This window comes from Duganella aceris (assembly GCF_011090165.1).
Lineage (GTDB): Bacteria > Pseudomonadota > Gammaproteobacteria > Burkholderiales > Burkholderiaceae_D > Rugamonas > Rugamonas aceris.
This window is the reverse complement of the sequence record NZ_JAADJT010000001.1, coordinates 805,073-831,190: the sequence shown is the minus strand read 5'-3', so window position 1 is coordinate 831,190 and position 26,118 is coordinate 805,073. Positions and strand designations below refer to the sequence as shown.

Genomic DNA, 26,118 nt, shown 5'->3' with positions numbered 1-26,118 from the left:
GATAGCCGGGCGGTCAATAGCGCACGAACTTCGATTCGTCCGGCGCCACGCCGGACAGCGCGACCTGCCGCACCGGCATCGGCCGCATCGGCGCGCGGCCGTGATTGGCGGCCGGCGGGCGCGCCGCGCGGCGGCCGCCGACGCCGCCGCTGAGCTGGAAGAAGCCCATGGTCTGCTGCAATTCCTCGGCCTGGCTGCTCATCTGCTCGGCGGTCGACGCCAGCTCCTCCGAGCCGGCCGCGTTCTGCTGCGTGGTCTGGCTCAGCTGCGCGATGGCGGCGTTGATCTGCGCCAGGCCGGCCGATTGCTCCTCCGACGCGGCGGTGATTTCCTGCACCAGGTCCGAGGTCTTCTTGATGTTCGGCACCATCTCGCCCAGCATCTTGCCGGCCTGCTCGGCCAGGTGGACGCTGCTGGTGGCGACCTCGCCGATTTCCTGCGCCGCGATCTGGCTGCGCTCGGCCAGCTTGCGCACCTCGGCCGCGACCACCGCGAAGCCCTTGCCGTGCTCGCCCGCGCGCGCCGCTTCGATCGCCGCGTTCAGCGCCAGCAGATTGGTCTGGTAGGCGATGTCGTCGATGATCAGCACCTTGGCGGCGATCTGCTTCATCGCCGACACCGTCGAGCGCACCGCGTCGCCGCCCTCGCTGGCTTCGCGCGCGGCGCGGCTGGCCATGGCGTCGGTGACCTTGGCGTTGTCGGTGTTCTGCGCCACCGAGGCCGTCATCTGCTCCACCGAGGCCGAAGTCTCCTCGACCCCCGCCGCCTGTTCGCTGGACGCCTGCGCCAGCGATTGCGAGGTGGCGCTGACCTGCTCCGACGCGGCGGCCAGGCTTTCGGCGTTGGCGTTGACTTCGGCCACCACCTCGGCCAGCTTGGCCATGGTGTTGTTGGCGTAATCCTTCAGCTCGCCGAACGCGCCTTCGTACGGCTTGTCGATGCTCTGCGTCAGGTCGCCTTCCGACATCGCGCCCATCACCCGCACCACGTCGCCGATGCTGGAGCCGGTGGTGACCGCCAGCTGGTTCAAGCCTTCGCCCATTTCACGCTGGAAGCCCTGCAGGCCGTTGAGGTCGACGCGGGCGTCGAAATTGCCGCGGTTGGCCGCCGCCACCACCGTGCGCTGGCCGTCGATCACCTGTTGCAGCTTGCCCACCATGTCCTTGACCGCCAACAGCATGCTGCCCTGGTCGCCGGGCCGGGTCTTCACTTCTCCGCTGAGGTCGCCGTTGGAGATGCGCGTCATCAGCTCGGCCGCGTAGCCCGGCTCGCCGCCGAGGCTTTTGACCAGGCTGGCCGTGATCAGCCACGCCACCGCGATCGCGATCAGGATCGCCGCACCCGACAGCAGGAACACCAGCCGGCGTGTGCTTTCGTAGGTGTCCGATGCGGCGATGCGGCCCTGTTCCATCAGTTCGGTCTGGAACTTGACCAGCGCCTCCAGCGAGGCCAAGTAGCCGTTGTTGACCGTGACGAACTGCTCCTTCATGTAGTCGAGCGCTTTTTTCGGATCGCTCTTGATCAAGCCGTACAGCTCGTTGTAGGCGGCGTTCAGCGCGGTGCTCTTGTCGGTGATGTCGCGGAACAGCTGGCGGCCCTTGTCGCTGCTGATCATCTTGTCGAGCTTGGCCAGCGCCTCGGCCACGCGGGCGCGGTTGGTTTCCGCCACCGCCTTGTATTTGTCGCGCTCCTCGTCGCTGGTGTACAACAGCATGCTGCGCAGCTGGCGGCCGTTGTCGATGGTGCGCGTCATCGCCTCGTTGGCCAGCACCACCTTGGGATAACGGTCTTCCAGGATCAGATCGACGCCGTTGTCCATCTCCGCCATGCGCGTCAGGCTGATCACGGACAGCAGCAACAGCAGGATCACCACCGCGCCGAAACCCAATGCCAGGCGGGTCGCCACTTTCATCTTCGAAAACATAATTTCTCCTAAGGTATGACGTGTCCGGCATGCGCGCGATGGCGCGCATGAACAACATGCAATGACGTGGAAATTTTCTTTTCTTGCCGGGGCGCGAAACTCGCGACTAGCGTCATGAAAGGTGGCTGGCGCCGGACGGAAATACGCAACGATGAAGGCAAACTTTGGTCTTCATCATGTCATGCTTGCGTGTTTTTAGGCAAGTATTTTCCGGCCGGCGGCCAATTGCCGCGCCACGCCCGCCACGCGTTTGCCCAGGTGTTCGGCGGTCAGCAGGTCGGCCTGGCTCGGGCCGAGGTCGGGACCGGTGTCGGCGTCCGACTGCGCGCCGGCGCCGAGGAAGAAGCCGTGGCGGTTCAGCGTGTCCTCGCTGGTGGTGCTGGCGTTGTGTCCCGGCGCCAGGCCGAGGTTGACCCAATGCATGCCGTGCTGCGCGGCGAAGATCGCCAATTGCTGCAGGGTGGCCAGTTTGTCGCCCGAGCGCGAGGCGGAGTTGGTGAAGCCGGCCGCAACCTTGTCGCCCCAGCCGGCGCCGCCGTTCTGGAAGGCGTTGAAGACGACCTTGGAGGTGGCGTCCATGAAGCCTTTGAATTGCGCCGAGGCGCTGCCCATATAGGTCGGTGCGCCGAAGATCAGCGCGTCGCATTGTTGCAGCCGGTCCCAGTATTGTTCGACCTGGTCGACCTTCACCAGCAGCACTTCGCTGCCCTCGACGGCGGCGGCGCCTTTGGCCACGGCCTGCGCTTGTTTTTCGGTGTGTCCGTAGCCGCTGTGGTAGACCACCGCGACGGTGATTGCTTGCTTCATCTTGGTTCCTGGTAGAGGTTGGCCAGCAGCCGTGCGGCGGCCAGCGGGTAGTAGCCGATTTCGACGGCGGTGATCGCGTTGGCGGCGTCGCGGGTCATGACCACCATGGCGTGGATCACCACGGAGTCGTCGCCGAGGCCGGCGTGGTATTGCAGCAGCTGGCGCGCACCGGCGGCGCCGTGAAAGTCCACCGTCATGCCACTGTAGAAGCCGGCGATGCGGCGGATCGCGCCGCGCACCGCCTCGGCGCCGGCCACCGGAGTGGCCAGGATCGAAGCGTGCAGCACGGCGTCCGGCGCCAGTTCGGCGAAGAAGGCCGGATCGCCGGCCTGCGGCGTGCTCACGCCGTCACGCCGCCGTCGACCGGCACCACGCAGCCGGTGATGAAGCTGGCCTCCGGCGACGCCAGGAAGGCCACCACCGCGCCGATCTCTTCCGGACGCCCGTAGCGGCCCAGCGCCGTGGTCGAGGTCAGGAAGCTGGCGAAGTCGCCCACGTTCGGATTCATGTCGGTCTCGATCGGGCCGATGCCGAGCGCGTTGACGGTGATGCCCTTCGGCCCGAGATCGCGCGATACGCCCTTGACATAGCCGACCAGCGCGGCCTTGCTGGCGGCATAGTCGGCCAGGCCGGGCACGCCGACGCGGGTCGCGGCGGCCGAGGCCATGGCGATGATGCGGCCGTTGTCGCCGATTACCTGGCCGGCGGCGCGGATGGTGGCGATCACGCCGTCGACGTTGACGGCGCGCATGCGGTTGAAGGCGGCGGCGTCGCCCTGAATGCTGTCGCCGGCTTCGAAGGCGCCGGCGTTGGCCACCAGGATGTCGAGCCGGCCGAAGGCTTGCACCACCTCGGCCACCAGTTGCGTGGCTTGCTGCTGCTGGCCCTGGTCGGACTGGAAGGCGGCCGCCCTGACGCCCTGCGCCTGCAGCGCCGCGACCACCAGCGCCGCCTTGTCGCCGTTGGCGGTGTAGCTGATCGCCACGTCGGCGCCCTGCGCCGCCAGCGCCATCGCCGATGCGGCGCCGATGCCGCGTGAACCGCCGGTGACCAGCGCCACTTTACCTTTGAGTACCTTGTTCATTTTTTACTCCCGAGATCTGTTTTGATGTCTGATATTCTATGGACGCAAGACAGGGATCAGTAGACGCCGCCGCCGGATGACATTTATCCGCTGCGCGAATGCGAGCTATTTATTCGGTGAGCAAATATATGAATTCCACCCGGGCTGGATAGTAGGCGGGCGCAGGATAGGCCACACTGGAGCCATCTTATTTCCCACGGGAGTACATCATGAAGCAACGCACCTACCTCATTTCCGGCGCCAGCAAAGGGATCGGCCTGGCGCTGGCGCAGCGCCTGCACGACAGCGGCCACCAGGTGGTCGGCCTGGCGCGCGGCGCCGACGCCGGCTTCCCCGGCAAGCTGGTCAGCGTCGACCTGGGCGACGCCGCCGCCACCGCGCGCGTGCTGGAACAGCTGACCGCCGAATACCGCTTCGACGGCCTGGTCAACAACGTCGGCCTGGTGCGTCCGCAGCTGCTGGGCGCGATCACGCTGGACGACCTGGATGAAGTGATGCGCCTCAACCTGCACGCGGCGGTGCAAGCCACCCAGGCGCTGCTGCCGCAGATGCGCGAGCAGCAATGGGGCCGCGTGGTCAACATCTCCAGCCTGACCATCCTCGGCACGCCGGCGCGCAGCGCCTACGCCGCCGCCAAGTCGGCGTTGACCAGCTTCGCCCGCACCTGGGCGCTGGAACTGGCCAGCACCGGCATCACCGTCAACGCGGTCGCGCCCGGCCCGACCGAGACCGAACTGTTCCGCGCCAACAGCCCGATCGGCAGCGACAACGAGGCGCGCATGCTGGCCTTCGTGCCGATGGGCCGCTTCGGCCAGCCGGACGAGATCGCCGCCGCCATCGCCTTCCTGCTGTCCGAGGACGCCGGCTACATCACCGGCCAGACGCTGCACGTCGACGGCGGCGGCTCGATCGGCAAGCGCGCCGCATGAGCGTGGCCGTGCACCAGCGCCAGGCCGAGATCGCCACCAGGGACGGCGCGATGCCGACCTGGATCTGCCATCCGCAGGGCGCCGGCGCGCACCCGGCGCTGATCTTCTACATGGATGCGCCGGGCATGCGCGAGGAATTGCGCGCCATGTGCCGGCGGCTGGCGGCGGCCGGCTATTACGTCATGCTGCCGGACCTGTATTACCGCAGCCATCACGGCGACATGGGGCCGTTTCGCGGCGACGAGGACGCGCAACACAAGCAGCTGATCGGCCGCCTGATGGGCAGCATCGGCATCGAGCTTGTGATGGCCGACACCGCCGCGCTGATCGCCCACGCGCGCGCGGATCCGGCGGCGGCGCCCGGTGCGCTGGGCTGCGTCGGTTACTGCATGAGCGGCCAGTACGCGCTGAACGCGGCGGCGCGTTTTGCGGACGAGATCGCGGCGGCGGCCTGTTTCTACGGCACCCATCTGATGACCGAGCGCGAAGACAGTCCGCATCGGGTGGTGCGCGACGCGCGCGCTGAAATCTATGTCGGCTGGGCCGGCATCGATCCGTTCGCGCCGATGGAGCAACTGGCGCCGTTCAGCGCCGCGCTGCAAGCGGCCGGCGCCGACGCCCGGGTCGAGCTGTATCCGGACGTCTGGCACGGCTTCGCCTTCCCCGAGCGGCTGGTCTACAATGCCGACGCGGCGGAGCGCCATTGGGAGCGCCTGCTGGACCTGTTCGGGCGCAAGCTGGGGAGCAAGCAATGAACGACCGTTTCCAGGAGTTGATGGTGTTCGTGCGCGCCGCCGACACCGGCAGTTTTTCCGCCACCGCGCGCGACCTGGGGCTGTCGCAGCCGTCGGTGTCGCGCATCGTCTCGGAGCTGGAGACGCGGCTGGGCATCAAGCTGCTGTTGCGCAGCACGCGCCGCATCGTGCCGACCGAGGCCGGCGTGGCCTTCCTGCGCAAGGCGCGGCAAATCCTGTACGACCTGGAGGACGCCGACGAATCGGCGCGCGGCATCGACAGCCTGCGCGGCGTGCTGCGGGTGGCGCTGCCGTCGGTGCTGTGCATCAAGATCCTGATTCCCGGCCTGCCGCTGTTCCTGAAAGACCATCCACAGCTGAAGATCGAATTCCTCACCTCCGACAATATGCAGGACCTGGTGGCGGACGGCGTCGACGTCGCGATCCGCTTCGGCAAGATGAGCGATTCCGGCTTCGGCGCGCGCAAGCTGGCCAGCCTGGAGCGCATGCTGGTGGCCTCGCCCGCCTACCTGGCCGAACGCGGCGCGCCGCAAGCGCCGGCCGAGCTGGCGCAGCACGACCTGATCGTCGGCCCGCTGGTGGCCGCCAACTGGCCGTGGAGCTTCGAGCGCGACGGCAAGACCGACACCATCAAGGTCGAGCCGCGCTTCCTGCTCAATTCGGCGGAAGCGGCGATCGCCAGCGCCTGCCACGGCCTGGGCCTGGCGCGCGCGGCCACGCTGATGTGCCGCGACGAGCTGGCGTCGGGCCAGCTGGTGCCGGCGCTGCCCGGCTACAAGCTGGAGCCGGTCGACCTGCACGCCGTCTACCCGGCCGGCCGTACGCCGTCGCAAAAGGTGCGGCTGTTCACCAGCTTCCTGTCGCAGTTGCTGTAGCCGTTTCGCTTAAAGCCGCACGCCCGGCGGCGGATATGCTACAAAGAGCGTCATGATCAAACGACGAACCATACTCACCTTGCCGGCGTTGCTGGCGCTGGCGCCCGGCGCGCGGGCGGGCGTGGCCGCGCGGATGCGGCTGGTGACGGCGCATCTGCCGCCGCTGGTGTTGGAGGACGACCGGAGCCGTCCGGGCGCGCTGATGGAAATGGTGCGCGAGCTGTGCCGGCGGGCGAAGCTGGCGCCGGAGACGGAATTCGTGCCGTGGCGGCGCGCCGTGTTCCTGGCCACCAGCATGCCGGCCACGGCGATCTTTCCGCTGACCCGCCTGCCCGACAGGGAGGCGCAATTCCGCTGGCTGGCGCCGCTGTACGAGGAGCAGTACGGCTTCCTCGCGCCGCGCCGTGGCAATTTCGACCTGAGCCGGGTGGCGGAGATGAAGGACCGCCGCATCACGCTGCTGCGCGGCGCGGCCCAGGCGGCGATCCTGGCGGAGCTGGGCTACAACAACCTGGTCGAGGCGGCCAGCATCGACGAGATCCACCGCTTCCTGGTGGCCGGCATGGCGGACGCGGCTTTCGGCGAACGCAACATCATCCGCGCGTCGCTGCAAAGCCGTTCCGCCGAAAACCAGTTCGAGGTCGGCGCGCCGTTGCGTAGCACCACCGCCTGGCTGGCCGGGTCGCTCGACTTCGACGAGGACGACGTGCAGTTGTTCCGCCGCGCCATGGCCGCGATGGAGGCCGACGGCGCCAAGCGCCGCATCCTGGCGCGCTACGGCCTCGCCTAGACCTCGCTCCACTGCCGCAGCAGATTGTGATAATGGCCGGTCAGGCCGACCAGTTCCGGGCAGTCGCCGAGGCGGGCGCGCAGGCTCTGGATGTTCTGGTCCAGTTCCAGCAGCAGGCCGCGCCGCATGTCGTCGCGCACCATGCTCTGGGTCCAGAAGAACGAACACACCCGCGCGCCGCGCGTCACCGGCTCGACGCGGTGGATGCTGGTCGACGGATACAAGATCAGATCCCCCGCCGGCAGCTTCACTTCGTGCTCGCCGTAGGCGTCGGTGACGATCAGCTCGCCGCCATCGTACTCGTCCGGGTCGCTGAGGAACAGCGTCGACGAGACGTCGGTGCGCAGCCAGGGACCGCCGGGGATGCGGCGCATCGCGCCGTCGATGTGGGCGCCGTAGTGCTCGCCGCCGGCGTAGCTGTTGAACAGCGGCGGAATCGTGCGCAGCGGCAGCGCGGCCGAGAAGAACAGCGGATTGCGGCCCAGCGCGTCGAGCACGATCCGCCCCAGCTCCAGCCCCAGCGCCGAGGTTTCCGGCAACTGCCGGTTCTGCTTGACCTTGGCGCCCTGCGTGCCGACGGTGGCGCGGCCGTCGATCCAGTCGGACTGGTCGAGGCGGCGGCGCAGCTCGGCCACCTGCTCGCGGCTCAGTACCTCGGGGATGTGCAGCATCATGATGGTCTCTCCTGAATGTAAAAAGCCCCGCCGGTGAAGGCGGGGCCCAGCAACCCGGAATCGGAACCGGCGCTTAGAACTTGACGTTGGCGGTCAGGCTGGCGGCGCGTGGGCTGCCCGGGGTGTAACGGTAGCCGGATTTGTTAATCTGGGCGACGTACTCTTTGTCGGCCAGGTTGTACACGTTCAGGCGGACATCGAAGTTCTTGTTGATCGGATACGACGCCATCGCATCGAACACCCACGACGAGTTGACGTAGGCCGGGGTGCCGACCGCGCCGTCGGTGCCGCGCAGCAGCTTGTCGGTGAAGCGGGCGCCGCCGCCGATCTGCAGGCCGAACGGCAGCGTGTACGAGGTCCACGAGGTGAACGCCTGCTTAGGCGTGTAGCTCAGCTGGTTCTCGCCGTTGGCGGTGACCACGCGGCCGGCTTCGACCTTGGTGTTCATGCGGGTGTAGCCTGCGCTGACCAGCCAGCCACGGGTGATTTCGCCGGTCACGCCCAGTTCGATCCCCTCGACGCGCTTCTTGCCGTTCTGGTAGAACACGGCGGCGTTGGTCGGATCGACTTCCACTTCGTTCTTGACGTCGGTGCGGTACAGCGCGGCCGACAGCGACAGTTTCTGCGCCAGCAGGTCCCACTTGGTGCCGAGCTCGTAGGAGGTGGTTTCCTGCGGATCGTAGTTGACGTTGGCGGCGCTGTTGGCGGCCGCGCTCAGCGTGAAGTTGGTGCCGCCCGGCGGCGATTTCGAGCTGGCCACCAGGGCGTAGAAGCTGCTCTCCGGAGTCAGCTTGTACAGCGCCGACAGCTTGCCGTTGACCAGGTTGTCGCCGGTTTTCAGGTTGGTGGCGAGGCGGGTGCCGATCGGGATCAATTGCGGCGCCGGCGCCGTGACCGCGGCCTGGAGCGCCACCGCGTCATAGGTGGTGGTGTAGTGGTCGACGCGCACGCCACCGTTCAGGATCCACTTGTCGCCGATCTTGGCGGTGTCGAACAGGTACACGCTCTGGGTGTCGGTGCTGCCGTTGCCCTGCGCGCCGGTGCGGGCCGAAGGAATGCTGACCGCCGCGTGCGGGTTCGGGTAGTAGATGTTGGTGCGCGGCAGCGTGACGCCGCCGATCGCGGCGATCGTGTAGTTGATCTGTTTCTCGGTGGTCAGCTCCAGGCCGCCCACCACGGTGTGCTTGACGGCGCCGGTGGCGAATTCCTGGGTCGCGGTGGTCTGGTTGGTGAAGATCTTGTTGCTGGCGTCGCGGTAGGTCAGGTTGGTGCGCGCCATGGTCCAGGTGTCCATCGGACCGGTCAGGATCAGGTTGGCGCCGGTGGCCATGAACGAGGTCAGCAGGTAGTTCTGCTCGGTCTTGCCGGCGCGGGTGGTGTTCTGCAGTTTGACGCCGTTGGCGAAGTCGTGCTCGAAGCGCGCGGTGAACATGTCGGCGGTGACGTCGTCATGGTCCAGGGTCGAGCCGTAGAAGTTTTTCGGATCGACGCGCGGCGCCGTGTTCAGCACCGCCAGGCGGGCTTTTTCGGCGTCGGTCGCGGTGGCGGCGGCCGGCGAGCTGTAGCCCGGCAGGCCGATGGTCAGCACGCCGCCGTCCGGCACGTTGTCCTGCTTGACGTGCAGGTAGTTCAGGTAGATGCGGGTCGGCGAACCGAGGCCGAAGGCGACCGACGGCGCCACCGCCCAGCGCTTGTTCTTGACCATGTCGCGCGCCGGATTGCCGCTGTCCTGGTCGAGCAGGTTGAGGCGGAAGGCGGTGCCGCTGTTGGCGTCGATCACTTTGTTGAGGTCGGCGGTGCCGCGCTTTTGCTGGCCGCTGCCGAAGGTGACGGAACCGAGGTAGGCATCTTCCAGCAATGGCTGCTTGCTGACCAGGTTGATCGAACCGGTCGGCGAGCTGCGGCCGTTGTCGGTGCCGGCCGGGCCCTTGAGCACGTCGATCTGTTCGATGTTGAAGGTGTCGCGCGAGATCGAGCCCATGTCGCGCACGCCGTCGACGTAGATGCTGCTGGAGGCGTCGAAGCCGCGCATGTAGATGGCGTCGCCGGTGGTGGTGTTGCCGTTTTCACCCAGGAAGAAGGCGCCCACGCCCGGGGTGTTGCGCAGCGCTTCGGTCAGCGTGACGGCGCCTTGCTGTTCGATCAGTTCTTTCTTGATGACGGTCAGGGTCTGGGCGGTGTCGACCAGTTTTTCGGTGTACTTGGCGGACGAGGCGCGTTCGGCCTTGAAGTCGTTCTCGCGGTTGCCCTGGACTTGCACTTCCTGCAGTTTTTGCGGGGTGGCGGCGTCCGGCGCGGTGGTCGCGTCGACGGCGTGGGCCGCGACCGGCAGCAGCATCACGGCCAGAGCCGCACTCATGTGTTGGTTGAAACGCGACTGCGCGTGTTTGCGACTCTTGATCATTGCCATGTGCTTCTTTCTTCCAGAATGGTGACGGCTGGCTGCGCGTAAAACTGCTGCGATCTGCGTCCGGCTGCCGGGGGTAGGTAATCGAATGGGTGAGATTGTAACAACATTTTGCAATAACGTAAATGCGAATTGTTATCAATACCATTTCGATACGCGTTTCCCCTATGGGAGAAGTGTTGCAAATTGGCGAATTGAGATGTTTCCGAGGGAATTTTGCGCCGCTCAGGCGTCTTCGCGGTCGAGCCAGGCGCGGGCCTGGGCCAGGGTCTGTTCCAGTTCGGCGCGCACGGTCTGGTAGCGCTCGCCGAGTTCGTGCTCGCGCTGCTCGTTGATGGCGTCCTCGGCGTCGATCGTGGCCTGGATCAGGCGCTTGGCGCCCAGCACGCCGACCGCGCCGCGCAGGCTGTGGAACATGCGCGCGGCGTCGCGCATGCGGCCTTCCTGCAGCGCCTGGCCGGCCAGGTCGGCCGGCTGCATGCCGGTCTCGATGGCGCCGCGCACCATCTTGACCATCACGGCGCGGCCCTTGGCGTCTTTGCCCATCACGCGCATCAGGCTGTCCATGTTGAAGACGGCCGGTTCGGCCGGCGGCGCGGACGGGGCCGGCGTCGGCGCCGCCGCTGGTGGCGCGGCGGCGGCGGCCATCGAGGCCAGCATGTCGGCGATGTCGTCCAGCACCGGGGCCGGTTTCGGCGCCGGCGGCGCGGCGGCGGCGGCCGGCACGGAAGCCGGCGCGGGCGCAGGCGTGCGCAAGGGCGCGGGCAGCGGCGCCGGCACCGGCATGGCGGCGGCCGGGGCGGCCGTGGCGGACTGGCGCTTGCGCAGGTGGCGCAGCAGCACCGCCAGCATTTCCTCGACCTCGATCGGCTTGGCGATGAAATCGGTGATGCCGGCCGCCACCGTGTGCTCGCGCTCGGACTCCAGCACGCCGGCGGTCATGGCGATGATCGGCAGCGTCAGCTTGAGTTCCTGGCGCAGCAGGCGGGTGGCGGTGAAGCCGTCCATCACCGGCATCTGCATGTCCATCAGCACCAGGTCGTAGCGGGCGGCGTCGACCCGCATGCGTTCGACCGCCTGCTGGCCGTCGCCGACCACGTCCAGCGTGGCGCCGGCGTGCTCCAGGATGCCGCGCGCCACCGCCTGGTTCAGCACATTGTCCTCGACCAGCAGGAAGTGCACCCCGGTCAGCGTGCCGCCGATGCCGTGCTCGGCCGCGCCGCGCGACTCCGGATCGGTCGTGGACACCAGCGCCTGGTGCAGCGCGTCGAACAGGCTGGAGCCGGTGATCGGCTTGACCAGCACCACGTCGGCCTCCGGCGCGTGCGAGATCTCGTCCATGCGGTCGCGGGCGAAGGCGTTGACCATGACCACGATCGGCTGCGCGCGGCCGGGCCGCCCGTGCTCGCTGGCGGCCTGGCGGATGCCCTTGGCCGTGGCCAGTCGGTCCATGCCGGGCATGTGCCAGTCGGCCAGCACCACGTCGTACGGCTGCTGGTCCAGGCTCTGGCGGTAGCGGCGCAGCGCGGCGGCGCCGGAATCGACCTCGTCGGCCTGCCAGCCCCAGGCGCGGATCAGCCGCGAGATCAGTTCGCGGCTGGTGCGGTTGTCGTCGGCCACCAGCAGGCGCAACTGGCCCAGCGCCGGCTTGCGGCGCTCCTCGGGCTGCTCGGCCGGAATCTCGAACGGAAGGCTGAACCAGAAGGTCGATCCCTGGCCCTGCCGGCTGTTGACGGCGATCTGACCGCCCATCAGCTCGATCAGGCGCTTGGTGATCGCCAGCCCCAGGCCGGTGCCGCCGAAGCGCCGGGTGATGCTCTGGTCGCCCTGCGAGAAGGCGTTGAACAGCTGTCCCTGCTGCGCTTCGGTCATGCCGATGCCGGAGTCGCGCACCTCGAAGCGCAGCAGCGCGTTGTGTTCGTCGCGCGCGCTCAGCTCGATGCCGACCACCACCTCGCCCTGCTCGGTGAACTTGATCGCGTTGCCGGCCAGGTTGACCAGGATTTGCTGCAGCCGCATCGAGTCGCCGCGCAGATAGCGCGGCACCGCCGGATCGACGCTGATGGCCAGCTCCAGCTCCTTGTCGCTGGCGTTCATGGTCATCATCGTGGCCAGCGAATTCAGGGTGTCGTCGAGCAGGAAGTCGACCGGCGACAGCTCCATGTGGCGCGCCTCGATCTTGGAGAAGTCCAGCACGTCGTTGAGGATGCCCAGCAGCGACTGGCCGGACACGCGCACCATGTTCAGGTACTTGCGCTGCTGCTGCGACAGCGCGGTGTTGCCGAGCAGGTAGACCATGCCCAGCACCGCGTTCATCGGGGTGCGGATCTCATGGCTCATGTTGGCGACGAAATCGCTCTTGGCGCGGTTGGCCGCCTCGGCGCGGTCGCGTTCGCGCTCCAGCTCCACCGCGCGCGCCTCGACCTCCAGCCGCAGCCGGTGGCGCTCGGTGATGTCGGAAATCACCGCCAGCACCTTGGTGCCCTGGTCGGTGCGCACCGCGCTGAGGTTGATCTCGACCGGGAACTCGCTGCCGTCGCGGCGCTGGCCGAACAGCACCGTGCCCTGGCCCATGCGCACCGGCTCGGCGCTGAGGCGGTCGGCGAAGAACCTGACGCGGTGGCCGGCGTGCGCCGCGCGCAGCCGTTCCGGCACCAGGATTTCCAGCGGCTGGCCCAGCACCTCGTCGCGGCCGTAGCCGAAGCAGCGCTCGCCCTCGCGGTTGAAGGTTTCGATGCGGCCGTCGACGCCGACCACGACGATGGCGTTGGGCGCGAACTCAACCAGGCTCTGCAGGCGGGCGTCGGCCGCCAGCCGTTCGTGCATCAGGTCGTTGAAGGCCGAGGTCAGCTGGCCGACCTCGTCGCGCGCGTGCACCGGCAGCGGCGTGAACGCGACCGGGTCGCGGTGCAGTGCGACCATGGTGTCGCGCAGCCTGATCAGCGGCGCCAGCAGGCGCAGCGTCACCCAGCCGATCAGCGCCGCCGCCAGCAGCGAGGCCAGCCCGGCCCACAACAGCAGGCGGTACAGCACGCCGTCGAAGGGTTCGAACGCTTCGTCGGCCGGCAGCGACGTGCCCAGCAGCCAGTCCACCGATTTCAATTGCCGGAAGCTGTTGAGCGCCGGCTGGCCGCTGCTGTTGATGCCCATCAGCGTGCCTTCGAAGCCCTGCTCCAGCGCCTGGGTGGTGGCGGGATTGGGGTTGGGATTGGCGGTGCGCGGCTTGAGCAGGCGGCTGATGTCGGGATGCAACACGTACAGCGGATTGTCGCCGCGGGTCAGCGCGAAATAGTAGCCCGCCTGTCCGACCTTGGCGGTGCGCAGATGGCCCAGCATATTGTCCTTGTACAGGCTCAGCACGCCCAGCAGCACGCCCACCACCTCGCCTTTGGGATTGAGCACCGGCGCGATCATCTGCACGATCGGCTGCTTGTTGATCTTGCCGATGACGGGTTCGGTGATCATCGGCTTGCGGGTGCGCATCACGGTCTTGAAGTAGGCGCGGTCGGAGGCGTCGACGCCGACCCGGCCCGGATTGACCGGCAGGTCGGCGATCACCTTGCCGCGCGCGTCGAGCACCAGCAGGTCGTCGAACAGCGCCAGCACGGCGCGGTCCTGGTAATAGGCGCGCAGTTTGTCGGTGGAGTTGGCGATGTCGAGCGGCTGGTTGCGGGCGGACACGGCGATGATGTCGAGCAGCATCGTCAGCTTGTCGTCGAGCTCCTCGGCGGTGCGGTTGACCAGCGCGGTTTGCTGGGCGAACAGGACTCTGGTGAAGTCGGCCTGCATGCGCCCGGTCTGGACGACCGTCACCAGGGCGATCATCAATATCGACGTGATGCTGGTCGCGAGTGCGACCTTGGCCTTGATCCCTGGTGGCTTCATTTCATCCTTGTCGGCGTGGAAGCAGAATTGCCAAAACGCATAGGGATTCTCCTATCAAAGCCCATGCTTTGCAAGAACGAAAACGGCTGGCGTGCGCCAGCCGTCTTGCTATGAAACGGGATTAACTTGTGACTTATTTTTTGCTATCCGCTTACTTGGCGTTGACCGCCGCCAGAATCACGTCGGCGACCTTCTCCGGTTGCGACACCATCGGCACGTGGCTGCTTTGCAACGTGGTGGTGACGGCGTTGAGCTTCTTGGCGAAAGCGCGTTCCAGGTCCGGTGCGATCATGCGGTCGTTGGCGGCCACGATGTAGTAGCTCGGCTTGGTTTTCCAGGCGGCCACGGTGGTGACGTCGCCGAAGGCCTTGGCGGCGATCGGACCCTGGGTGGCGGCGATCAGCGCGGCGGTGGCCGGCGACACGTCCTGGGCGAAGTTCTTGGCGATCGAATCGGCCGGCACCCACAGGTAGCCGCCGGCGTCGGCCTGCAGCGAAGCGATGCCCGGCGGCACGGCGTAGTTCTTGCCCAGCGCGCCGGCGGCTTCACCTTCGGACGGCGCGAAAGCGGCCACATACACCAGCGCCTTGATCTTGTCGCTGGTGCCGGCTTCGGTGATGACCATGCCGCCCCACGAGTGGCCGACCAGCACGACCTTGCCGGTCTGGGCATCGATCACGCGCTTGGCGGCGGCGACGTCGTCGGCCAGCGAGGTCAGCGGATTTTGCACGGCGACCACTTTCAAGCCTTTGGCTTGCAGCAGCGGGATCACTTTCTCCCAGCTGGAACCATCGGCGAAGGCGCCATGGACCAGGACCACGGTGGTGTCGCTGGCTGGGGTGGCGGCGCCGGCGTTCAGTGCGGCGGCGGACAGGAGGGTGGCTGCGAGTGCGATGGCGGTGCGTTTCATGATAATTCCTTTCGGGTTATACGCTAATAGTTAGCGCGCTAATCATTTGGGTTTTTAATACGCGTTTCACGTGGAACGCGTTTCGATGGAGTGAATATAGCGCACTAATAAATCGCGTGCAAGTTAAATTGGCGGGAATGCGAAAATATTTTCAATCGCCCAGGTTGCGGTTCAGCTTGTGCAGGTTGGTCATCAGCGAGTCCACCTCTTCGAAGCTGACCGAGCATTGGGCGGCAAAGTCCTCGCTGACCTTGATGGCGGCGGCGCGCAGGGCCTGGCCGGCCGGCGTCAGCGTCAGCACGCGGTTGCGCTCGTCCCGCGCATCGCGGTCGCGCAGCAGATAGCCCTCCGCTTCCAGGCGCTTGACCACCGGCGTCACCGAGCCGGAATCCTGCTGCAGGCGCTGCGCCACGTCCTTGATGCCCAGCCCCTCCTCCTCCCACAGCACCACCATCACCAGGTATTGCGGATAAGTCAGGTTCAGCGCGGACAGCAGTGGCTTGTACACCTGCGTCATCTTGAGCGAGGTGTTGTAGATCAGGAAGCACAGGTGCTGGTCCAGCCGAGGCGGCGCCGGCAGCTTGGATGGGAGCTTGGAAGAGGTCATCGCGTTAGCCTAGCGACTATCCGGCGGCAATGCAAACCCAAGCCCCAAAAATATTTTCAACGCCGCGAATCCAAACGCGCCCGCCGCCCCTCTTAGTAGCCGAGGGACTTCCTCTGCGACGATTTGGAGAGCAAAATGTTTTATGTGAAAAATGTACCGGGTTGGGAGCGCGTCGTGCGCGTGGTGGTCGGCCTGATCGCCGTGGTGATCGGCTACAGCGTGCTGGGCGGTATGTGGGGTTCGGTGCTGGCGTTGTCGGCCGCCGGCATCGTGGCGTCCGGCCTGTTCGGTTTCTGCCCGATGTGCGCGATGGTCGGCCGCCGCCTCGACAAGGCCGCCAAGCAAGCGAAACAAGCGTAAGGAACCATGAGCCTGGCAGACCAACATCTCCCCGTGCTGGACGCCGCCCATCGCGGCGATCCGGCGGCCCTGGCGCAGCTGTTGCGGCTGTGCCAGCCCGACATCCGCCGCTACGCCCAACGCAACTGCCTGATCGGCGACGTCGACGACGCCGTGCAGGAAGCGCTGCTGGTGCTGTCGCGTCGGCTGGCGTCGGTGCGCATGCTGGCCGCGTTCTCGGGCTGGCTGTTTCAGGTGGTCAAGCGCGAGTGCCATCGATTGGGCCGCGCCGCCCTGGGCCACGATCCGTGGGACGACGAGCGCGCCGAACAATGGCTGGCCAGCCAGGATACCGCCGGCCTGCGGCTGGAACTAGTCAACGCGCTGGAGTCGCTGCCGGCCGACTATCTGCAAGTGGTGCTGCTGCGCGACTTCGCCGAGATGAGCATCGGCGAGATCGCCGAGCAGATCGGCCAGAGCAGCGCCGCCGTCAAGAGCCGGCTGCACCGCGCCCGGCGGATGGCGCGCGAATACTTGATAGGCTGAGTGCGGTATCGGCTCAAATAGCCGGTCGATGGGCTACACTGGCCGCATGATAAGAGAACTTCCCTCACTGGTGATCCCCGGCGTCACGATCGACGTGCTGAAGGCAAGCTGCGCCACCTGCAGCATGCACCAGCTCTGTTTGCCGATGGGACTGGACGACAAGGACATGGAGCGGCTGGACCAGATCATCGGCCGCCGCCGCAAGGTCGCGCGCGGCGCCAACCTGTTCCGCATCGGCGACACGTTCCAGAACCTGTACGCGATCCGGCTCGGCCACTTCAAGACGTGCCAGGTGAGCCAGGACGGCGTCGAGCAGATCACCGGCTTCCAGATGGCGGGCGAGCTGCTGGGCATGGACGCCATCAGCACCGACCTGCACCATTGCACCGCCGTGGCGCTGGAGGACAGCGAGGTGTGCGAGATCCCGTTCTCGACCTTGCAGCAGCTGCTGGGCGACATGCCGACCCTGCTGCGCCATTTTCACCGCATGATGAGCCAGGAGATCACCCGCGAGCAAAGCGTCATGCTGTTGCTGGGGAATATGCAGGCGACGCAGCGCTTCGCCGCCTTCCTGGTCAACCTGTCGTCGCGCTACGAGGCGCGCGGGTATTCGCCGAACACCTTCCAGCTGCGCATGTCGCGCGAGGAGATCGGCAACTACCTGGGCCTGACCATCGAGAGCATCAGCCGCCTGCTGTCCAGGTTCAAGAAGGAAGCGCTGCTGCGGGTCAGCAACCGCGAGATCGAGATGCTCGATCCGCCCCGGCTCAAGGCCGTCGCCGCCGGCTCGCAGACCTGCAACTAATCGGCCAGCAGCGCCACGCCGCGCTGGGCCGGCCAGGTCCAGGTGCCGGCCAGGCGCCAGTCGCGGCGCGCGCCTTCCACCAGCACGATCCAGCGGCTGCGCTCCAGCATCGGCAGGTCGACGCGGAACACGCCGTCGGCGTCCGGCTTCAGCACCACCTTGATATCCTTCTCCGGCAGCGTCGCGTGCGACAGGTGCAGCAGCAGCGGCCCGGTATCCTTGCGGTTGATCCGGCCCGACAGCACGCCGGTGGCGGCGTCGTAGCCCAGCGCCACCGACACACCCATCGCGACCGCCACCTGATCGCGCCGCAAGTCCTGATTGATGGCCTTGCCCTGCTTGTAGTAATCGCCGACCACCAGCGCGTCCTGGTTGTTGAAGGCCAGCCAGCCGGTGAAGACGCCGCCGGCCACCACCACGGCCGGGCCCAGCATCAGCAGCCAGGGCCAGCGTTGTTTCCACCATGGCGTGACGGCGGGATGATTAAAGACCATGTTGTTTCTCCTTAGCGCGGCACGAAAAACACCGCCGCTTCTTTCACATACAGCGACGGATCGTCGACTGCGCTCAGTTCAATCGCGATCTTGTTCGAGCCGGGCCGGCCGACGCCGTGCGCGGTGCGCAGCCGGATCGGATAGGCCAGGGTCTCGGTCGCCTCGACCCGCACCAGTTGCGCGGTCTGCTGCTCCAGCGTCGGCAGGCCGCTGACGCCGATGCGGTAGACGTGGGCCTGCTCCGAAGTGTTCATGATCTGCAGGCGGTAGACGTTTTCGATCATGCCCTCCTCGACTTCGCGGCCCAGCGCGCCACGGTCGCGGATCACGTCCAGCTTCAGCGGCACGCGCCAGCACAGCGCGGCGCCGGTCGCGGCCACGATCAGCACGAGGATGCCGCTGTAGACCTTGACCCGCGTGCGCAGCGTGCGGCGGCGGATCTCGGTCGGCGTGTAGCCCCGATCCAGCGCGCGCTCGGTGCTGTAGCGGATCAGCCCGCGCGGCTGGCCGAGCTTGTCCATCACGCCGTTGCAGGCATCGATGCAGGCGGCGCAGCCGATACACTCGTATTGCAGGCCGTTGCGGATGTCGATGCCGGTCGGGCACACCTGCACGCACAGCGTACAGTCGATGCAGGAGCCGCCGTTGCCATGCGCATTTTTCGACAGCGGACCGCGCGGCTCGCCGCGCTTGGCGTCGTAGGTGATGATCAGCGTGTCCGGATCGAACATCGCGCTCTGGAAGCGCGCGTAGGGGCACATGTACTTGCACACCTGCTCGCGCATCCAGCCGGCGTTGCCGTAGGTGGCGAAGGCGTAGAACAGCACCCAGAACCACTCCCACGGGCCGAAGGCCAGGCTGAACACCTCCATGCCCAGCAGCTTGATCGGCGTGAAGTAGCCGACGAAGGTAAATCCGGTCCACAGCGCCACCGCGCCCCAGGCCAGATGCTTGGCGGATTTCCTGGCGAACTTGGCGGCCGACGGCGGCTGCCGGTCGAGCGCGATGCGGGCGCTGCGCGGACCTTCAATCTTGCGTTCCAACCACAGGAAGATTTCGGTGTACACCGTCTGCGGGCAGGCGAAGCCGCACCAGACCCGGCCGGCCACCGCCGTCGCCAGGAATAGCAGGTAGGCGCAGATGATCAGCAGCAGCGCCAGGTAGATGAAGTCCTGCGGCCACAGCACCAGTCCGAAGATGTAAAACTTGCGCGCGCCCAGGTCGAACAACAGCGCCTGGCGGCCGTTCCATTGCAACCAAGGCGCGCCGTAGAACGCCAGCTGCGTCAGCCAGACGAACAGCCAGCGCAGGCGGGCGTAGCGTCCCTTGGCCTCGCGCGGATAGATCTCCTCGCGCGCCGCATACATGCTGATGACTTGCTGCTCGCTCATTTTTCAGCGACGACGGCGGCCGGTTCGGTGGCTGGCGCCGGTTTGCCCGGATCGTTGGACAAGCCCCAGACATAGGCCGCCAGCACGTGCGCCTTGTCGTCGCCGAGGAAGTCCTGGAACGCCGGCATGGTCGTGGTGCGGCCCTTGTTGATGGTTTCCTTGACGGTCTCGATGCTGCCGCCGAACAGCCAGATCTTGTCGGTCAGGTTGGGCGCGCCGAGCAATTGGTTGCCCTTGCCGCCGGCGCTGTGGCAGGCCATGCAGGCGCCGAACTTGTCCTTGCCGAACACCACCTTGATCGGATCGGCGGTCGAGCCGGACAGGCTCAGCACATAGTGTGCGACGTTCTCCACATCCTTGTCCGAACCCAGCGCGGCGCCCATCGGCGGCATCATGCCGACCCGGCCGTGCAGGATGGTTTCCTTGATGGTTTCCGGCGAGCCGCCGAACAGCCAATCGTTGTCGGTCAGGTTGGGGAAGCCCTTGTTGCCGCGCGCGTCGGAACCGTGGCATTGCGCGCAGTAGGTCAGGAACAGCCGTTCGCCGATGGCGCGCGCCTGCGGATCGGATGCGACCGCGCGCAGATCCTGCTTGCGGTATCTGGCGAACAGCGGGCCGTAGTCGGCTTCCGCCTGCTTCAGCTCGGCCTGGTAGGCGCCGCTGGACTTCCAGCCCAGCTTGCCCGCGTAGGTGCCGAGTCCCGGATACAGGAACAGATAGGCCAGCGCGAACACGATGGTGATGTAGAACAGCCACATCCACCAGCGCGGCATCGGCGTGTTCAGCTCGCTCAAGTCTTCGTCCCAGACGTGGCCGGTCGTACCCACCGTGCCGTCGGCGGCCTTGGCCAGCCTGACCTTCGCCTGCGAGAACAGCAGCACGCCGCAGCCGACGATGCCCAGCAAGGTCAGCAGGACGATGTACCAATCCCAGAAGCCGTTGGTGAAATCAGCCATGGCCGTGCTCCTCGTCGTCGGCGAACGGCAGTTGCGCCGCCGCCGCGAAATCGGCTTCCTTGTTGCGGACGAAGGCCCACCACAGGATGCCCATGAACGTGATGAAGGAGATCACCGTCATCACGCTGCTGGCGCGGTCAAACAGGTTGTCGATAGCCATGCTAGTTCCTCGTCTTGATTAATGTGCCCATGCCTTGCAGGTAGGCGATCAGGGCGTCTTCTTCGGTCTTGTCCTTGAGCTGGTCCGGCGCGGCGGCGACCTCGGCCTCCGTGTACGGCGTGCCGAGACGGCGCAGCGCGTTCATCTTCGGCACGATCTCGGCCGGCACCAGCGCGGTCCTGGCCAGCCAGGGGTAGTTCGGCATATTCGATTCCGGCACCACGTCGCGCGGATTGTTGAGGTGGGTGCGGTGCCATTCGTCGCTGTAGCGGCCGCCCACGCGCGCCAGGTCAGGACCGGTGCGCTTGGAGCCCCACTGGAACGGCCGGTCGTAGACGAACTCGCCGGCGACCGAGTAGTGGCCGTAGCGTTCGGTCTCGGCGCGGAACGGCCGCACCATCTGCGAGTGGCAGTTGTAGCAGCCTTCGCGCACGTAGATGTCACGCCCGGCCAGCCGCAGCGGCGAGTAAGGCTTGAGGCCGGCGATCGGCTCGGTGGTGGACTTCTGGAAGAACAGCGGTACGATCTCGACCGCGCCGCCGACGCTGATCACCAGCGTCACCAGCGCGATCAGCAGCCAGGGGTTTTTTTCGATCCACTCGTGGGAAAATTTCATATCTGCTCCGAATCAGGCGTGACCGGCGGCCAGCGCGGGAATGCGCGCCACGGCGGTCTCGCGGTTACGCAAGGTCATCCAGGTGTTCCAGGCCATGACGCACATGCCGCTCAGGTACAACAGGCCGCCGCCGAGGCGCACCACGTAGTACGGGTAGGTGGCCTTGACGCCTTCGACGAAGCTATAGGTCAGCGTGCCGTCGGGATTGACCGCGCGCCACATCAGGCCCTGCATCACGCCGGCGATCCACATCGCGGCGATGTACAGCACGATGCCGATGGTGGCGACCCAGAAGTGCAGGTCGATCAGCCGGGTGCTGTACATCTTCCGCTGGTTCGCCAGGCGCGGCAGCAGGTAGTAGATCGAACCCATGGTGATGAAGCCGACCCAGCCGAGCGCGCCGCCGTGCACGTGGGCGATGGTCCAGTCGGTGTAGTGCGACAGTGAGTTGATGGTCTTGATCGACATCATCGGACCTTCGAAGGTGGCGATGCCGTAGAACGACAGCGAGACGATCATGAACTTCAGGATCGGGTCGGTGCGCAGCTTGTGCCAGGCGCCGGACAAGGTCATCATGCCGTTGATCATGCCGCCCCAGCTCGGCGCCAGCAGCACCAGCGAGAACACCATGCCGATCGATTGCGTCCAGTCCGGCAGCGCGGTGTAGTGCAGGTGGTGCGGGCCGGCCCACATGTAGGTGAAGATCAGCGCCCAGAAGTGCACGATCGACAGGCGGTACGAGTACACCGGACGTTCCGCCTGCTTCGGGATGAAGTAGTACACCATGCCCAGGTAGCCGGCGGTGAGGATGAAGCCGACCGCGTTATGCCCGTACCACCACTGGATCATCGCGTCCTGCACGCCGGAGTAGGCGGAGTACGATTTGAACAGAGACGCCGGCATCACCGCGCCGTTGACCACGTGCAGGATGGTGACGGCGATGATGTAGGCGGCGAAGAACCAGTTGGCGACGTAGATGTGCTTGACCTTGCGCCTGATCAGCGTACCGAAGAAGACGATCGCGTACGAGACCCAGACCACGGCGATCAGCAGCGAGATCGGCCATTCCAGCTCGGCGTATTCCTTGCCGCGCGTGTAGCCCATCGGCAGCGTGACGACCGCGCTGAGTATGACCGCTTGCCAGCCCCAGAAGGTGAAGGCGGCCAGCTTGTCCGAGAACAGCCGCACCTGGCAGGTGCGCTGCACCACGTAGTACGAGGTGGCGAACAGGCCGCAGATGCCGAAGGCGAAAATCACGGCGTTGGTGTGCAGTGGGCGTAGCCGGCCGTAGGTCAGCCAGGGTATGTCCAGGTTTAGCGCCGGCCAGGCCAGCTGGGCGGCGATGATGACGCCGACCAGCATGCCGACCACACCCCAGACTACCGTCGCGACAGCGAATTGCTTCACGACCTTGTAGTTGTACGTTTGTTCCAATTCAGTTCTCCCCAGAACACTTTGATGATTTGGATCAAAGGTTACGTTTTGGGGCGTCAAAAAACTTTGATGTGGATCAAAATTTGCCGGATGGAGGCGAACCCCGAGGCTTGCGCTCAGGGTCGGACCCCGAGGGGTCCGACCCCGTATCGCCGTGCGGGGTGGCGCTGCGATCGTCGTCCTGCAACACGCGCAGCGCCGGGCCGACCAGGTCGTCGAACTGGCCGTCGTCGGAAGCGTGGAAGAACACCCACAACGCGGCGAACACGGCGGCCACGCTGAGCGGAATCAGCAGGTACAAGGCTTCCATCAATCGCTCCCGCGCAAGCGCAGCGCGTTGGCCACCACCACCGCCGAACTGAGCGCCATGCCGACGCCGGACAGCCACGGGTTCAGCAAGCCGGTCGCGGCGGCCGGTATCGCCACCACGTTATAGACCGCGGCCCAGACCAGGTTCTGCCGGATCACGCGCATGGTGCTAGCGGCCACACGCGCGCTATCGGCCACCGCGCCGAGACGGCCGTTGAGCAGCACCGCGTCGGCATGCGCCTGCGCCAGCGCGGCGCCGCCGCCCATCGCGAACGAGACGTCGGCCGCGCCCATGACGGCGGCGTCGTTGATGCCATCGCCGATCATCGCCACCACGCAGCCGCGCCGCTGCAGCTGCTGCACGAAGTCCAGCTTGTCGGCCGGCAGATAGCCGCCGACCGTGGTCTCAATGCCGAGCTGGTCGCCGACGCGACGCGCCAGCACGTCATGGTCGCCGCTGAGCAGCACCACCGTCTTGCCGTGATCGCGGAAGTAGTCGACCGTCGCTTGTGCGTCGGGCCTTATCCCGTCTTGCAGATGCAGGCAGGCCAGCCACTGGCCTTCGGCGCCGAGATAGACCGGGGTGACGCCCTCGCCGATGTCGTGCGGCGGCGGCGGGCCGCTCAGCGCGGCGACGAAGTGGGCGTTGCCGAGGCGGTAGCGGCGGTTGTGCACCGTGCCTTCCAGGCCGCTGCCGGGCGTTTCCTGCACCGTTGTCGCGCGCCAGTCCTCGCGTCCGGCCTGGTCGGCGGCGGTGGTGATCGCGCGCGCCAGCGGGTGCGCGCTTTGCGCTTCCAGCGCTGCCGCCACTTGCAGGAAAAAGTCGGCGCGCATCGCGCTCAACGCTGCGATCCGTCGCAACACCGGGCGGCCGTAGGTCAGGGTGCCGGTCTTGTCGAGTACCACGTGGGTGGCGCGGTGCAGCGTCTCCAGTGTTTGCGCGCCGGTGATCAGCACGCCTTGCCGCAGCAGCTTGTCGGTGGCGGCGGCCAGCGCGGTCGGCGTCGCCAGCGACAGCGCACACGGGCAGGACACCACCAGCACCGCGATCGCGATCGGCCAGGCGCGCGCGGCGCTGTAGCCGTCGATGCAGTACCAGACGCCGAACGCGGCCAGCGCGAACAGCAGCAGGCCGGCGACGAACCAGGCGGCGACGCGGTCGGCCCAGAGCGCGATGCGCGGCTTGTCGCCGCCGGCGCGGTGTATCAGCTTGACCAGGTCGGACAGGGTGCTGTCCTGCGCGCGGCGGCTCACTCGGGCGAGGATGACGCTGCCGGCGTTGATGGCGCCGCCGGGGATGGCGTCGCCTGGCTGCTTGGCGGCCGGGGCGCTTTCGCCGCTCAGCAGCGACAGGTCGAGCCTGGTGCTGCCCTCGATGATGACGCAATCGGCGGCCACCGCTTCGCCGGGCTTGATAACGATGATGTTATCCACAGCCAGCGCGGCGGCCCGCACGACGGTGGCGGCGCGGCTGGCCGGATAATTTTCCAGCAGCGTGGCCGATGCGGGCAGCGCATGTTGCAGCCGTTCCAGCGCGGCGCCGGCCTTGCGGCGGGCGCGCAGTTCCAGGTAGCGGCTGCACAGCAACAGGAAGATGAACATGGTGACCGAGTCGAACCAGACCTCGCCGTGGCCGCCGACCGTGGCGTGCACGCTGGCGCCGAAGGCGGCGGCGATGCCGAGCGCCACCGGCACGTCCATGCCGAGGGTGCGGGCGCGCAGGCTGGTCCAGGCGCCGCGCCAGAACGGTTGCGCCGAGTAACAGATCGCTGGCAGCGTCAGCAGCAGGCTGGCCCAGCGCATCAGCGTCGCCATGTTGGCGTCCAGCGTGCCGGCTTCTGCCAGGTAGGCGGGGGCGACGTACATCATCACCTGCATCATCGAGAGGCCGGCGACGAACAGTTGGCGGCCCAGTGTGCGGGCGGCTTTGGCTTGCTGCTGAGCGTGGCGGCCGGCTTCGTAGGGGTAGGCGGGGTAGCCGATCATGTGCAGCGCGGCGAGGATGTCGCCCGGTTGGCAGGCGTCGCTTCGCCAGCGGACGTACAGGCGTTCGGTGGCGACGTTGAGTTGGGCCGCTTGCACGCCGGGCAGTGTGTTGAGGCGCTGTTCGATCAGCCACACGCAGGCGGCGCAGCGCAGGCCCTCGACGGTGAAGGTGGATTCGCGGCTGTCGGCGTCGGCATCGACGGCGAAGCGTGGGTCGACGTTGTCGTACAGTTGCAGTTCGGGCGGAAGCTGCTGCGCGCCCTCGGCGCTGGCGGCGTAGGCGGTGCGGTCGCGGTAGTAGCTTTGCTGGCCGAGGTCGACAATGGTTTGCGCCACCGCCGCGCAGCCGGGGCAGCACATCGCGTGGTCGATGCCGTCGATGCGGACGATCAGGCTGGCGGCGGCGCGGTTGGACAGTTTTGCATCGTCGCGCGCGGGTGGGCCGTCGGCGCGGGCAGGTCGGCCGGTGGCGGCGCGTGGGGATGGGGCGGGGCCGAGGGGCGCGGGCTGTGGCGCCGGCAGCGGCAGGCCGCAGTGGTGGCAGGTGGCCGGTTCGGCCGTGTTCAAGGGTGTGGTGTGAGGCATAGCGTGTCCATCCATTCGGGCGTCAGGTTGCCCGTCGCGCGCGCGAGGCCGATCATGCCGAAGGCCAGCACCAGCAGGCCGCAGCCAATACGCACCGGGCGCTTTTGCATGGCGCGTTGCAGGCGCGCGCCAAGCAGGCCGAGGCCGGTCAGCATCGGCAGCGTGCCAAGGCCGAAGGCGAGCATCACCGCCGCGCCGCTTGCGGTCGAGCCGCTCAGCATCGCGGTGGCCAGAGCGCTGTAGACCATGCCGCAGGGCAGCCAGCCCCACAGCGCGCCCAGGGCGAAGGCTTTGTGTGCTTGGTCGGCGGGCAGCAGGGAGCGCATCATCGGCGCCATCGCCGGCTGGGCGCGCTGCCACAGCACGCGGCCGCCCTGCTCCAGCACGGCCAGGCCGCGCCAGGCGTTCATCAGGTGCAGGCCGAGGGCTATCAGCATCAGGTTGGCCAGCCAGTAGAAGACGGCCTGCACGCCGGCCAGCGCGATCAGGTCACGCGCGCCGCCGGCCACGCCGCCCGCCAGCGCGCCGGCCAGCATGTAGCTGCCGACGCGGCCGGCGTTGTAGGCCAGGACGTGCGACAGCGCGTTCGTCGCCGCGCGCGCGATGGGAATGGTGGCGCGATCGGGCGCCGCCGCCTCCCGCGCCTTCCCGGCTCTCGCCCCCGTTGCCGCGCCCGTCTTTCCCGCCGTGCGAACCTGGCCCATCGCGCGTGGCGCGGTGGTTCTGGCGGCGCGGTTTGGCTGCGCCGTCGCGGCCAGCGCGCCGACGATGCCGCCGCACATGCCGACGCAGTGGATGCTGCCCGCCATGCCGACCACGAACACAGGCAACAACTGCAACGCTTTCATAT

At 67.1% G+C, this 26,118-nt stretch carries 24 protein-coding genes and 1 pseudogene; 7 read left to right on the top strand and 18 right to left on the bottom strand.

The window, feature by feature from the left end; all coding sequences use genetic code 11:
- Positions 1-13: 13 nt before the first annotated feature.
- From GW587_RS03660 to GW587_RS03645, 4 genes are all read right to left on the bottom strand, one after another.
- Positions 14-1,924 (bottom strand): methyl-accepting chemotaxis protein, encoded by a 1,911-nt coding sequence (locus GW587_RS03660; protein WP_166098608.1) that lies wholly within the window; start codon positions 1,922-1,924, stop codon positions 14-16.
- A 195-nt stretch (positions 1,925-2,119) separates the two neighbouring features.
- The gene (locus tag GW587_RS03655) at positions 2,120-2,731 is read right to left on the bottom strand and encodes a flavodoxin family protein (RefSeq protein ID WP_166098605.1); all 612 of its coding nucleotides are present in this window, start codon (positions 2,729-2,731) and stop codon (positions 2,120-2,122) included.
- On the bottom strand, positions 2,728-3,075 hold the full coding sequence (locus tag GW587_RS03650) for a hypothetical protein (RefSeq protein WP_166098602.1): 348 nt from the start codon (positions 3,073-3,075) through the stop codon (positions 2,728-2,730). The genes GW587_RS03655 and GW587_RS03650 overlap by 4 nt, the downstream gene beginning before the upstream one ends.
- Positions 3,072-3,815, bottom strand: a complete 744-nt coding sequence (locus GW587_RS03645) for an SDR family NAD(P)-dependent oxidoreductase (protein WP_166098598.1) — start codon at positions 3,813-3,815, stop codon at positions 3,072-3,074. The genes GW587_RS03650 and GW587_RS03645 overlap by 4 nt, the downstream gene beginning before the upstream one ends.
- 209 nt (positions 3,816-4,024) lie before the next feature.
- On the opposite strand from GW587_RS03645, the gene GW587_RS03640 reads away from it, so the two are divergent.
- Genes GW587_RS03640 through GW587_RS03625 form a run of 4 tightly spaced genes read left to right on the top strand, consistent with a single transcriptional unit; the run spans position 4,025 to position 7,164 of the window.
- Positions 4,025-4,744 (top strand): SDR family oxidoreductase, encoded by a 720-nt coding sequence (locus tag GW587_RS03640; RefSeq protein WP_166098595.1) that lies wholly within the window; start codon positions 4,025-4,027, stop codon positions 4,742-4,744.
- Positions 4,741-5,499 carry a dienelactone hydrolase family protein gene (locus GW587_RS03635; RefSeq protein WP_207393317.1) on the top strand — a complete coding sequence of 253 codons (759 nt, stop codon included), beginning with the start codon at positions 4,741-4,743 and terminating at the stop codon, positions 5,497-5,499. Before GW587_RS03640 ends, GW587_RS03635 begins: the two co-directional genes overlap by 4 nt.
- Positions 5,496-6,374, top strand: a complete 879-nt coding sequence (locus GW587_RS03630) for a LysR family transcriptional regulator (RefSeq protein WP_166098593.1) — start codon at positions 5,496-5,498, stop codon at positions 6,372-6,374. The genes GW587_RS03635 and GW587_RS03630 overlap by 4 nt, the downstream gene beginning before the upstream one ends.
- 52 nt (positions 6,375-6,426) lie before the next feature.
- Entirely contained in the window at positions 6,427-7,164 is a 738-nt protein-coding gene (locus tag GW587_RS03625) for a substrate-binding periplasmic protein (protein WP_229259267.1), read from the top strand.
- Here GW587_RS03625 and GW587_RS03620 read toward each other — a convergent pair.
- The 5 genes from GW587_RS03620 to GW587_RS03600 form a co-directional block, all read right to left on the bottom strand.
- Positions 7,161-7,838, bottom strand: a complete 678-nt coding sequence (locus tag GW587_RS03620; RefSeq protein ID WP_166098591.1) for a Fe2+-dependent dioxygenase — start codon at positions 7,836-7,838, stop codon at positions 7,161-7,163. The two genes, GW587_RS03625 and GW587_RS03620, sit on opposite strands and share 4 nt — an antisense overlap.
- A gap of 73 nt (positions 7,839-7,911) precedes the next feature.
- Entirely contained in the window at positions 7,912-10,248 is a 2,337-nt protein-coding gene (locus tag GW587_RS03615; protein WP_166098589.1) for a catecholate siderophore receptor Fiu, read from the bottom strand.
- Positions 10,249-10,470: 222 nt separating this feature from the next.
- Positions 10,471-14,130 (bottom strand): response regulator, encoded by a 3,660-nt coding sequence (locus GW587_RS03610; protein ID WP_166098587.1) that lies wholly within the window; start codon positions 14,128-14,130, stop codon positions 10,471-10,473.
- 151 nt (positions 14,131-14,281) lie between these two features.
- Positions 14,282-15,040: an alpha/beta fold hydrolase gene (locus GW587_RS03605; RefSeq protein ID WP_166098584.1), complete on the bottom strand. Its 759-nt coding sequence runs from the start codon at positions 15,038-15,040 to the stop codon at positions 14,282-14,284.
- A gap of 151 nt (positions 15,041-15,191) precedes the next feature.
- Entirely contained in the window at positions 15,192-15,647 is a 456-nt protein-coding gene (locus GW587_RS03600; RefSeq protein ID WP_166098582.1) for a MarR family winged helix-turn-helix transcriptional regulator, read from the bottom strand.
- Positions 15,648-15,782: 135 nt separating this feature from the next.
- Between GW587_RS03600 and GW587_RS03595 the strand changes: the two genes are divergently transcribed.
- The 3 genes from GW587_RS03595 to fnr are packed head-to-tail and all read left to right on the top strand — an operon-like array spanning position 15,783 to position 17,337.
- Positions 15,783-16,007: a YgaP family membrane protein gene (locus GW587_RS03595; RefSeq protein ID WP_166098579.1), complete on the top strand. Its 225-nt coding sequence runs from the start codon at positions 15,783-15,785 to the stop codon at positions 16,005-16,007.
- Between the two features lie 6 nt (positions 16,008-16,013).
- Positions 16,014-16,532 (top strand): RNA polymerase sigma factor, encoded by a 519-nt coding sequence (locus tag GW587_RS03590; protein WP_166098577.1) that lies wholly within the window; start codon positions 16,014-16,016, stop codon positions 16,530-16,532.
- Between the two features lie 46 nt (positions 16,533-16,578).
- Positions 16,579-17,337: a fumarate/nitrate reduction transcriptional regulator Fnr gene (gene fnr / locus GW587_RS03585; protein WP_166098575.1), complete on the top strand. Its 759-nt coding sequence runs from the start codon at positions 16,579-16,581 to the stop codon at positions 17,335-17,337.
- On the opposite strand, the gene GW587_RS03580 is transcribed toward fnr, so the two are convergent.
- The 9 genes and pseudogenes from GW587_RS03580 to GW587_RS03540 form a co-directional block, all read right to left on the bottom strand.
- Positions 17,334-17,831, bottom strand: a complete 498-nt coding sequence (locus GW587_RS03580; protein WP_166098572.1) for a FixH family protein — start codon at positions 17,829-17,831, stop codon at positions 17,334-17,336. The two genes, fnr and GW587_RS03580, sit on opposite strands and share 4 nt — an antisense overlap.
- 11 nt (positions 17,832-17,842) lie before the next feature.
- Positions 17,843-19,222: a cytochrome c oxidase accessory protein CcoG gene (gene ccoG / locus GW587_RS03575; protein WP_166098570.1), complete on the bottom strand. Its 1,380-nt coding sequence runs from the start codon at positions 19,220-19,222 to the stop codon at positions 17,843-17,845.
- On the bottom strand, positions 19,219-20,178 hold the full coding sequence (ccoP, locus tag GW587_RS03570) for a cytochrome-c oxidase, cbb3-type subunit III (protein WP_166098568.1): 960 nt from the start codon (positions 20,176-20,178) through the stop codon (positions 19,219-19,221). Before ccoP ends, ccoG begins: the two co-directional genes overlap by 4 nt.
- Positions 20,171-20,338 carry a cbb3-type cytochrome oxidase subunit 3 gene (locus GW587_RS03565; protein ID WP_166098566.1) on the bottom strand — a complete coding sequence of 56 codons (168 nt, stop codon included), beginning with the start codon at positions 20,336-20,338 and terminating at the stop codon, positions 20,171-20,173. Before GW587_RS03565 ends, ccoP begins: the two co-directional genes overlap by 8 nt.
- A gap of 1 nt (position 20,339) precedes the next feature.
- Complete coding sequence (gene ccoO / locus GW587_RS03560; RefSeq protein WP_166098563.1) at positions 20,340-20,954, bottom strand: cytochrome-c oxidase, cbb3-type subunit II; 615 nt, start codon at positions 20,952-20,954, stop codon at positions 20,340-20,342.
- Positions 20,955-20,966: 12 nt separating this feature from the next.
- Positions 20,967-22,388 carry a cytochrome-c oxidase, cbb3-type subunit I gene (gene ccoN, locus GW587_RS03555; RefSeq protein WP_166098561.1) on the bottom strand — a complete coding sequence of 474 codons (1,422 nt, stop codon included), beginning with the start codon at positions 22,386-22,388 and terminating at the stop codon, positions 20,967-20,969.
- A 157-nt stretch (positions 22,389-22,545) separates the two neighbouring features.
- Positions 22,546-22,698: pseudogene (gene ccoS, locus GW587_RS31150) on the bottom strand (cbb3-type cytochrome oxidase assembly protein CcoS); the annotation flags it as partial.
- Positions 22,698-25,268 (bottom strand): heavy metal translocating P-type ATPase, encoded by a 2,571-nt coding sequence (locus GW587_RS03545; RefSeq protein WP_166098556.1) that lies wholly within the window; start codon positions 25,266-25,268, stop codon positions 22,698-22,700. The pseudogene ccoS and the gene GW587_RS03545, both read right to left, overlap by 1 nt.
- The gene (locus GW587_RS03540; protein WP_166098554.1) at positions 25,247-26,116 is read right to left on the bottom strand and encodes a sulfite exporter TauE/SafE family protein; all 870 of its coding nucleotides are present in this window, start codon (positions 26,114-26,116) and stop codon (positions 25,247-25,249) included. The genes GW587_RS03545 and GW587_RS03540 overlap by 22 nt, the downstream gene beginning before the upstream one ends.
- Positions 26,117-26,118: the final 2 nt, after the last annotated feature.